Raw genomic sequence first — 9,125 nt, 5'->3', positions numbered from 1 at the left:
CATGCACGGTGCGGTATCCCTCGGGTCGATCGAGGTCGAGCCAGTGCCGTTCGGTGGCCGCGCGCAGCTCGTCGTCCGTCACGGGGCCGGCGTTCTCCGCCTCGTCCTTCAGCCGGTGGAGCAGGCGACGGGCGAGCACCGCGTTGATGTCGCGCTGCACGTCGGCGTCGCGCTCGAGGCCGCGGTCTCGCGCAGCGGCGGCGAGGAGCGCGTCGCGGATCGCCGCGTCCCGTGCGTGCGCCGGCGAGATGTGCTGCGCTGCCGCGATGCGAGCCACCGACTCGACGGAGATGTCGAGCGCGCCCACGCGCGCCGCCACGTCGGCCGGAAGCGGCGCCGCCCCCCGCGCGGACGTCGACGAGGCAGCCCAGGCCGCGCACGCGCACAGGCACGCGACGGCCGCGATCCCTCGGCGCCCAGGGCTCACGCGCTACCCCCACGGGGGCGAAGGATCTCCGTGGACGCCTTGAGCGAGAGCCCGCCGATCACCAGGAGGTAGATGGCCTTGAAATCCTGGCGATCGCCGAGCGCGTGGACCCCGAAGGCGAAGGAGAACGCGGCGGCGACGAGGAGCAGAATCGCGAAGACATCGACTGCACGGGACACGCGCGTGAGTGTAACGCGATTTGACGTGGAACCGGCGGAGATGCGGGGACGCTGCAGGGCAGCCCCCCTCGGCGAGCGGCGGCCGGGCCGCTGCTCAGCGCAGCATCATCACGACCGCCCCCAGGACGGCGAAGACGATCAAGACCAGCAGCTGCCGGACGGCGCGGTGGGTGAGCCGCCGCGCGCCGGCCGTGTATCGGCGGCCGCGGGCGACCGCGACGCCGGAGGCCGCGGTGATCAGGGCGACGGCGCAGGCCACGGCGACGGCCTGGGCCAGGAGGGCGCGGTCCGGGTCCCGGACCCGCCACGCGAGCACGAGGATGGCGAGGCTCACCAGCGCGCCGAACGCGACGATCACGGCGGCGAGCGGCGGCAGGTGGGCCCGAGGCTGCAGGAGGGGGACGTCCGGGTCCGGCTCCGGCTGGCGCCGCACCTCCCAGCGGTCGCGCCAGGAAAGCGCGAAGAGGCCCCAGGCGATCCCGCCGATGGCCGCCCTGACCGGGTCGAGGCGGGACGGCTGAAGGGAGGGTGAGGCGAGCAGCCACGTCAGCGTGACGAGCGCCAGGAAGGCAGAGATGCCGAGGTGCCGCGCCGCCCGGCGGTGGGAGGCGGCGAGCAGCGGCGCGGCGATGCCGCACAGGAAGGCGAGCGTGGCGGCGACGCTGGCGGACACGGGTGCCCCGCGGCCGAACCCGGCAGGAGCGACCGTGATCATCCAGGCGACGACCGCCGCCAGCAGCGCCTGCGGGGCGCGCCCCTCCCCGAGGCCCGGGCGCGCCGCTCCGGGCTGCGGCGCCTCGGGGCCATCCGCGGCGGACGGTCCGTCGCCCCTGCGCGCCGCCGTTCCGCCGCGCTCGTCGGGCGCAGACGCGCTCGCCTCCGCCTCGCGCGGAGCGCCGATCGAGATCGCGCCGGGAGCCTCCGTGCTCATGCGCGAGCCGCTAGGCCAGGTTTCTGAGCAAGTGGCCCACGGGCAGCACCTCCGGCGCCGGCGCGTCGGCGCCTGCCTGGCTGCTCGCGCTCCCCTCTTCCCGGGCGACCTCGAGCCCAAGGCGCTTCCAGAGGCCCGTGTCGAAGAGATGGCTCGGGCGCACGTTGCCGAGGGCGGCGAGCATGTTCTGCCGGGCCCCGGGGTGGCGCTCGTCGAGCTCCGCGAGCAGCCGGCTCACCGCCTTGCGCTGGAGGTTCTCCTGCGACCCGCACAGATCGCAGGGGATGATGGGGAAGCGCTCCTCCGCGGCGAACGCGGCGAGCTCGGCCTCGGCGCAGTAAATCAGCGGGCGGATCACGACGTTGTCGCCGTCGTCGGAGATGAGCTTCGGCGGCATGGACTTCAGCTGGCCGGCGAAGATCAGGTTCAAGAGCAGCGTCGTCACGGCGTCGTCGCGGTGGTGGCCGAGGGCGATCTTCGAGCACCCGAGCTCGCGCGCGACGCGGTAGAGGATGCCTCGCCGCAGGCGGGAGCAGAGCGAGCAGTACGTCTTGTTCTCGGGGATCTTCTCGGTGACGATCGAGTAGGTGTCCTCGGAGATCATCCGGAACTCGTGGCCACCCGCGGCCATGTAGTCGGACAGGAGGTGCCCGGGATAGCCAGGGTGTCCCTGGTCGATGTTGACCGCGATCACGCTGAACCGGACCGGCGCGCGGCGCGCGAGGTCGATGAGGAGCGCGTGCAGCGCGTAGCTGTCCTTGCCCCCCGAGACGGCGCAGAGGATCCGATCGCCGTCGGCGATCATGTCGAAGTCGGTGATGGCGCGGCCCATGGCGCGCGCGAGCTTACGGCGGAGTTGCACGGTTCAGCCGGTGAAGCCTTCGACGAGGCGGAGGAAGGTAAGCACGCCGTGACCCGTCCCGCCCTTGGAGAAGATGCCGTAGGGCTTGCTCGCCATCGACGGGCCGGCAATGTCCACGTGGGCCCACGGGACGTCCCCCACGAACTCGCGCAGGAACAGGGCCGCGGTGATCGCCCCGCCCCAGCGGTCGGCCGTGTGCTTGATGTCGGCCCAGTCGCTCTTCAGGCCGTCGCGGAGCTCGTCGACCAGCGGGAGCTGCCACATCGACTCGCCCGCCGCCTTCGCGGCGCCCCGCAGGCGATCCGCGAGCTCCTCGCGGTTCGAGAAGAAGCCCGACACCGTGGGCCCGAGGGCCACGACGCAGGCGCCCGTGAGGGTCGCGTTGTCGACGATCAGGTCCGGCTTGAGCCCGCGCGCATAGGCGAGGCAGTCGGCGAGGACGAGGCGCCCCTCGGCGTCGGTGTTGATGATCTCCACCGTCTTGCCGTCGAGGGAGCCGAAGATGTCGCCCGGCCGGTAGGCCGCGCCGTCGGGCATGTTCTCGGCCGCGCCGATGATGCCGTGGACCTCGACGCTCGGCTTGGCGGCCGCGACGGCGGCCATCAGCGCGATCACGTTCGCGGCGCCGCCCATGTCGCCCTTCATCTCTTCCATGCCCGGAGCCGGCTTGATGCAGAGGCCGCCGCTGTCGAACGTCAGCCCCTTGCCCACGAAGACCAGCTTCCCCTTCGGCTTGCCGGGAGGCGCGTAGCTCATGTGGACCAGCCGAGGCTCGCGCGCGCTCCCCTGCCCCACCGCCATGACGAGCTTCATCCCCCGCTTGTTCAGCGCGGCCTTGTCGAACACCGTCACCTTGAGGCCGTGCTGCTTGCCGACCTCTGCGGCGACGCGCGCGAGCGCCTCCGGATGCATCTCGTTCGGCGGCTCGTTGACGAGGTCGCGCGCGATGCAGATCGCCTCGCCGACCTGCTGGCCGAGCGCGACGGCGTCGCGCGCCGCCTTGCCCGCCTTGCCCTCGACGACCACGGTGCCGCGCGCGAGCCCGAACTTGGGCACGCGATCGCCCGTGAAGTAGCGGGTGAACCGGTAGGACCCGAGCACGAGGCCCTCGGCGGCAGACCGCTCCGCGCGCTCGACGCCGGGCGGCACCACGACCGCGACGCTCTCGGCGCGCACGCCGTTGGCGAAGCGCGCCCCCTTCGCCGCGACCAGCCGGACATCGACGTCGGTGAGCTTGCCGGACCCGAGCCCGAGCAGCAGCACGCGGCCAGGCTTCAGCGCGCCGCGCGTCGTGAAATCGACGCTCTGATCCTTCTTCCCCGTGAAGTCGTCACGCTTGACCTGGTGGGCCACGGACTCGCCAAGCGCCTCCACGAGCCTCGCGAGCACGCCCTCACCCGTCGAAGCGCCTTCAGGCACGCCGATGACGAGGACGTCGACGGCGAGGCTCAGCGGGTCTGACGAGGCGAGGTTCACTTTGATCGGCATGCGGTCTCCTGAGCCCGGACGGGGGGGTGTATCCAGCGCGGCATCTAATCACGAAGGGCTAACCCCGTCGACGTGGACGATGCCGCAGGCGGTCGGCCCGAGGCGCGGGGGAGCACGCCTCCCGGGCGCCGGAAGCGCGCTCCCGGGCGCGGCGGAGGCGCTCCCAGGCGCGGTGGAGGCGCGGCGCCGCTCGGCGGCCGGCAACGACGGGCGCCGCGGCGCCTCTGTGGCGGGCCCCGCGGCGCCTCCGCCGGGATGCCTCGTGCGGCAACGCTTACGGGGACGGCGGTCCGGGCGTCCCGCCCCGAGCGCCGGATCGAGGGGCGTCAGCGCCCCGACCTGTAGATGTGGATGACGTCGGCGAGGAGCTTCAGCGCCTCGGCGCGCGGGCGCTGGAACGCGTTGCGCCCCATGATCGAGCCGAAGGAGCCGCCCGCGACCATCTCGCGCACCTCCTCCAGCACGGCGTCCGTCGCCTTGGACTCGCCGCCTGAGAAGATCACCACGCGCTTGCCGTTGAAGGTCGCCTGCACGACGTGGCGGACCCGCTCGGCGAGCGTCTGGATGGGGATGCCGAATTTTTCGTACATCTTTCTCGCCTCCTCCTGCTCGACATGAGCCGTCGGCGGCTTGACCTTGATGATGTGCGCGCCGAGCTGAGCCGCGATGGTCGCCGCGTAGGCGCAGACGTCGACGGCCGTCTCGCCCTGCTTCGACAGCCCGGCGCCGCGCGGGTAGCTCCAGACGATGACGACCAGGCCCTTCCGCCTGGCCTCGAGGCCGATCTCGCGGAGGTCCTCGTACATCCGGTTTCTCGCGCCGGACCCGGGGTAGATGGTGTAGCCGACGCCGACGCAGCCGAGGCGGAGCGCGTCGTCGACCGATCCGGTCACCGCCGACACGGGCTGCTCCACTTTCGCCAGCGTGTCGCTGTTGTTGAGCTTCAAGATCAGCGGCACCTGCCCCGCGAACCTGGCCGCGCCCGCCTGCAGCGACCCGAGCGGCGCCGCATACGCGTTGCACCCGGCGTCGATCGCGAGCTGAAAGTGGTAGTCGGGATCGTAGGCCTCGGGGTTCGGAGCGAACGATCGCACGGGGCCATGCTCGAACCCTTGGTCCACGGGCAGGATCACCATCTTGCCGGTGCCCGCGAGCGCGCCGTGGTTGAGCAGCCGGACGAGGTTCGTCAGCGTGCCGGGGTTCTCCGAGGCGTACCAAGAGAGGATCTGCTCTACGCGGGAGGTGAGCGCCATGGATCACTCCGTGGAGGGGGTTGCCGCCAGAACGCGCAGCCCACCTGGGCGTGAGCACGAGCCGTCCTGCCCCGCGGCCCGGGTCGACGCCAGCGAGCGAGGAAGCCCTGGCATTGTCCGAGGACCCGAGACGAACGTATCGAGCCGAACACCCCGGTCGAGCAGCGCTTGGAGGATGTTGTACGGAGCCGTCGGATACGCAATTCTCGTAGCCGCGCCGGTCGGCTCTGCGGGAGCAATCAGCAGCAGAGGCCGCGAGCGCGAGCACGTGGCGGGGCGGCGACGTCCTTGCCACCACGCGGAGGGATCATGTCGCTCTCATCGGACCAACGGAATCTGAGCTGGAAGCCGCCCGAGGCGCAGTCGCGCGTCGGGATCACGCTCGAGACGTACATCCTCGAGGGAATGCTCGGGTTCCCCGCGGCGACGGGGGCGTTCACCTCGCTGCTGAACCAGTTCGGCCTGGCGGCGAAGCTCGTGACGTCGAAGGTCCGGCGCGCCGGCCTCGCCAACGTCCTCGGGTACACCGGCCAGACGAACGTGCAGGGCGAGATCGTGCAGAAGCTCGACGAGGTCGCCAACGAGACGCTGCTCAGCGTGCTCGGGCGGCGCGGGCACTGCGCCGCCGTGGTGAGCGAGGAGCTCGGCGAAATGAGGCTCCTCTCCACGGATCCGCGCGCCAAGTACATCGTCGTCGTGGACCCGCTCGACGGATCGTCGAACATCGACGTGAACATCTCGATCGGCACGATCTTCGGCGTGCTCCGCAAGAGCGACGCCAAGATGGGCGCCGACCCCTCGGATTTCCTGCGCCCCGGCCGCGATCTGGTCGCGGCCGGCTACGTGCTCTACGGGTCGTCGACGCTGCTCGTCATCACCACCGGCCTCGGCGGCGTGCACGGGTTCACCTACGATCCGACCGTCGGCGAGTTCTTCCTTTCCCACGAGAACATCCGGATTCCGGAGCGCGGCTCGACCTACTCGATCAACGAGGGCCACAGCGCGCGGTGGCCCGAGGACGTGCGCCGCTGGAACACGTGGATCAAGGAGGAGAACAAGCACGAGGGGAGGCCCTACGGCGCCCGGTACGTGGGATCGCTGGTGGCGGACGCGCACCGGACGCTGCTCAAGGGCGGCATCTTCGCCTACCCCGCCGATCGAGGCGGCCAGGGCAAGCTGCGGCTGCTCTACGAGGCGAACCCGTTCGCCTTCATCTTCGAGGCCGCCGGCGGCAAGGCGAGCACGGGCTCCGATCGCATCCTCGATCTGGTGCCGAAGTCGCTCCACGAGCGCGTGCCGCTCGTCCTCGGCTCGCCCCGCGACGTCGACGACTTCGAGCAGTTCCAGCGCGGCGAGCGCTGACGCCGCGAGAGGACGCCGCCGCCCCTTCCCATTACGAGCCGAGCGTGGAGGGGGCGGCCCCGCGGGTCAGACCCCCTGCGCGTCGGCGCCCCAGATCACCTTGTGGAGCTGCACCTGCACGCGGACGCGAAGGCCGTCGTCGAGCACCCACTGGACGAGATCTCTCGGCGCGAGCTTGCCCCAGACGCACGAGGCGAGCAGCGTCACGCCGCGCGCGTCGAGGCGGCGCTCGCGGATGGTGCCCCGCATCCATTCGTAGTCCGCCCGATCGGCGAGCACGAACTTGATCTCGTCGCGCGGCGTGAGATGGTCGAGGTTCGACCAGCGGTTCCGGTGGGATTCCCCGGAGCCGGGCGCCTTCAGATCCATGATTTTGTGCACGCGTGGGTCGACGCGCGATACGTCGGCCTCGCCGCTGGTCTCGACGAGGACCGTGCGGCCCGCGTCGCAGAGCTCCTTGAGGAGCGGGAGCGACCCGGGCTGGAGGAGGGGCTCCCCGCCCGTGAGCTCGACGAGCGGCGTGCCGAGGGCGAGCGCGCGCCCGAGGACGTCGCTGCGGCGGAGGCGCTTGCCGCCGTAGAAGGCCTGCGAGGTGTCGCACCAGGCGCAGCGCAGGTTGCACCCGGTGAGCCGGACGAAGGTGCACGGCAGCCCGGCGAACGTCGATTCGCCCTGCACGCTGGCGTAGATTTCGTGGACGACGAGGGTGTCTTCTTTCAAGGAAGCGACGCCTCCGAGGAGCCCGGGCCGGCCTCGGCGGCTCCGCGCCGCCGGCGACCCGCGATGAGGCCGCAAGCTTTGGCCGCGCCGACCGCGCAGCGCAAGCGGCGCGAGGCGCTCAGCCGGTGATGACGCTGACCTCGCCCGCCGCCACCGCGCGGAGGACGCCGTCCCCTCCGCGGATCAGCAGGTGCCCCTCCGGGTCGATCCCCGCCGCGACGCCGGCCACGCCGGCGACCTCGACGCGGCGGCCGCGCAGCCAGTCCATCCGGGCGAGATCCTCCGCGAAGGGCGCGAGCCTTCCCGCCTCGAACCTCGACGCGGCGTCGCCGATCGCCTGGAGCAGCTCCGCCGCGAGGACCTCGCGAGGGACGTCGTCGATCCCGAGCATCGCGAGCGACGTGGCCCGTGCCGAGAGCTCCGGCGGGAAGCTCGACGCGTGGACGTTCAGCCCGACGCCGACGATCACGCTGCTCACCGATTCGCCGCGCAGCTGGGCCTCGACCAGGATCCCCGCCAGCTTGCGGCCCCCGGCGAGCACGTCGTTCGGCCACTTGAGCCGCACCTCGGCGGCGGCGCCGTCGCCGCGGCGCGAGCCGGGCGCGAGCCGGGCGAGCTGTCGATCGACGACCGACGCCACGGCGAGGCCCATGACGAGGGCGATGGGGGCCACGCTGCTCGCCGGGAGGCCGGGGCGCAGCACGACCGACAGGTACAAGTTCTCCCCGGGCGGAGAGTGCCAGGCGCGCCCGCCGCGCCCGCGCCCCTGGGTCTGCGCGTCGGCGAGGAACGCCGCCCCGTGCGGCGCCCCGGCGGCCGCCGCGTTCCGGGCGTCGTCGTTCGTCGACGCCGTCTCCCACGCAACGGCGAGCGGCCTCCCGATCGGCGCGCCGAGGCGCGCGAGCTCGCGCTCGATGGCCCCGGCGTCGAGCCGCCTCACAGCGAGAGATCCAGCGCGATGTCGGCCGAGCGGGCCGAGTGCGTCAGCGCGCCGACGCTGATGATGTCGATGCCCGCCGCGGCGAGCTCGGGGATGCGCTCCAGCGTGATCCCGCCGGAGACCTCGAGGAGAGGCCGGCCGTGCTGCGCCGACCGGACGCGCGCGGACGCCGTCTTGACGTCGGTCAGCGTGAAGTTGTCGAGCATGATGATGTCCGCGCCGGCAGAGAGCGCCTCGTCGAGCTCGCGGAGCGAGGCGACCTCGACCTCGATCTTCGTCGTGTGCGGGGCGCGCGCCCGGGCTCGGCCGATGGCGGTGGCGATGCCGCCCGCCGCGACGATGTGGTTGTCCTTGATGAGCACCGCGCTCCCGAGGCTGTCGCGGTGGTTGTGCGCGCCTCCGACGCGCACCGCGTAGCGCTCCAGCGCGCGCAGGCCGGGCGTCGTCTTGCGGGTGTCGGTGATGCGCACGCCGGACCCCTGCGGGATCGCCGCGGCGTAGCGGCGCGCCTCGGAGGCGACGCCGCTCATCCGCTGCGCGAAGTTGAGCGCGGTGCGCTCCGCGCTGAGGAGGGTGCGCGCGAGGCCGCGCACCGTCCAGAGCACGGCGCCGGTGTCGACCGCCGTGCCGTCCGCGATCAGCACCTCGCCCTCGACCTGCGGATCCAGGCGCTGAAAGACGCGGAGAAACACGTCCCCACCGCAAACGACGAGCGGCTTGCGCGCCACCGCCTTCGCGGTCGCGCGCGCGGAAGCCTCGACACAGGCCTCGGTGGTGAGATCGCCTCCCGCGAGATCTTCTTCCAGAGCGCGATCGATCAGGGCATCCAGCAACGGCGCAGCCAGCACAGGCATCTCCTCGAGCGCCGCAACCCCCGGCGGCGCCCCCAGGTATACTCGTTCCCGCACGCGCGCATCAGCGACGTCGCACCCCCCCGAGGTGGGCGACGCAATGCGTCATCAA

At 72.2% G+C, this 9,125-nt stretch carries 10 protein-coding genes (1 of these 10 running past the window's edge); 1 reads left to right on the top strand and 9 read right to left on the bottom strand.

Annotation, left to right across the window (positions count from 1 at the left end; all coding sequences use genetic code 11):
- The 6 genes from WME98_RS39765 to WME98_RS39740 all read right to left on the bottom strand — a co-directional run.
- Nucleotides 1-427 carry the beginning of a peptidylprolyl isomerase gene (locus WME98_RS39765; protein WP_437946897.1) on the bottom strand. The gene continues 557 nt to the left of window position 1, outside the view, so only the first 427 of its 984 coding nucleotides appear in the window; it begins with the start codon at nt 425-427; its stop codon lies off the left edge, out of view.
- On the bottom strand, nt 424-606 hold the full coding sequence (locus WME98_RS39760) for a hypothetical protein (protein WP_020735049.1): 183 nt from the start codon (nt 604-606) through the stop codon (nt 424-426). Before WME98_RS39760 ends, WME98_RS39765 begins: the two co-directional genes overlap by 4 nt.
- A gap of 94 nt (nt 607-700) precedes the next feature.
- Complete coding sequence (locus tag WME98_RS39755) at nt 701-1,537, bottom strand: hypothetical protein (RefSeq protein ID WP_437946896.1); 837 nt, start codon at nt 1,535-1,537, stop codon at nt 701-703.
- A gap of 10 nt (nt 1,538-1,547) precedes the next feature.
- The gene (gene ttcA, locus WME98_RS39750) at nt 1,548-2,399 is read right to left on the bottom strand and encodes a tRNA 2-thiocytidine(32) synthetase TtcA (protein ID WP_061625284.1); all 852 of its coding nucleotides are present in this window, start codon (nt 2,397-2,399) and stop codon (nt 1,548-1,550) included.
- A gap of 3 nt (nt 2,400-2,402) precedes the next feature.
- On the bottom strand, nt 2,403-3,887 hold the full coding sequence (locus WME98_RS39745) for a leucyl aminopeptidase (RefSeq protein WP_437946895.1): 1,485 nt from the start codon (nt 3,885-3,887) through the stop codon (nt 2,403-2,405).
- Between the two features lie 326 nt (nt 3,888-4,213).
- Nucleotides 4,214-5,140 (bottom strand): class I fructose-bisphosphate aldolase, encoded by a 927-nt coding sequence (locus WME98_RS39740; protein ID WP_437946894.1) that lies wholly within the window; start codon nt 5,138-5,140, stop codon nt 4,214-4,216.
- Nucleotides 5,141-5,449: 309 nt separating this feature from the next.
- Between WME98_RS39740 and fbp the strand changes: the two genes are divergently transcribed.
- Nucleotides 5,450-6,502, top strand: coding sequence for a class 1 fructose-bisphosphatase (fbp, locus tag WME98_RS39735; RefSeq protein WP_437946893.1), 1,053 nt, complete (start codon nt 5,450-5,452; stop codon nt 6,500-6,502).
- A 66-nt stretch (nt 6,503-6,568) separates the two neighbouring features.
- Here fbp and WME98_RS39730 read toward each other — a convergent pair whose 3' ends face one another.
- The 3 genes from WME98_RS39730 to nadC form a co-directional block, all read right to left on the bottom strand.
- The gene (locus WME98_RS39730) at nt 6,569-7,222 is read right to left on the bottom strand and encodes a radical SAM protein (RefSeq protein WP_437946892.1); all 654 of its coding nucleotides are present in this window, start codon (nt 7,220-7,222) and stop codon (nt 6,569-6,571) included.
- A gap of 118 nt (nt 7,223-7,340) precedes the next feature.
- Entirely contained in the window at nt 7,341-8,162 is an 822-nt protein-coding gene (locus tag WME98_RS39725; protein ID WP_437946891.1) for a biotin--[acetyl-CoA-carboxylase] ligase, read from the bottom strand.
- Nucleotides 8,159-9,010 carry a carboxylating nicotinate-nucleotide diphosphorylase gene (gene nadC, locus WME98_RS39720; protein ID WP_437954071.1) on the bottom strand — a complete coding sequence of 284 codons (852 nt, stop codon included), beginning with the start codon at nt 9,008-9,010 and terminating at the stop codon, nt 8,159-8,161. Before nadC ends, WME98_RS39725 begins: the two co-directional genes overlap by 4 nt.
- Nucleotides 9,011-9,125: the final 115 nt, after the last annotated feature.

This window comes from Sorangium sp. So ce296, assembly GCF_051529605.1.
Classification (GTDB): domain Bacteria; phylum Myxococcota_A; class Polyangia; order Polyangiales; family Polyangiaceae; genus Sorangium; species Sorangium cellulosum_D.
This window is presented reverse-complemented; position numbering and strand designations above follow the sequence as displayed.

Bases quoted from the DNA above. Each gene is read 5' to 3' on its own strand.
- WME98_RS39740 (WP_437946894.1), bottom strand. From the start codon at position 5,140: ATGGCGCTCACCTCCCGCGTAGAGCAGATCCTCTCTTGGTACGCCTCG.
- WME98_RS39755 (WP_437946896.1), bottom strand. From the start codon at position 1,537: ATGAGCACGGAGGCTCCCGGCGCGATCTCGATCGGCGCTCCGCGCGAG.
- WME98_RS39745 (WP_437946895.1), bottom strand. From the start codon at position 3,887: ATGCCGATCAAAGTGAACCTCGCCTCGTCAGACCCGCTGAGCCTCGCC.
- fbp (WP_437946893.1), top strand. From the start codon at position 5,450: ATGTCGCTCTCATCGGACCAACGGAATCTGAGCTGGAAGCCGCCCGAG.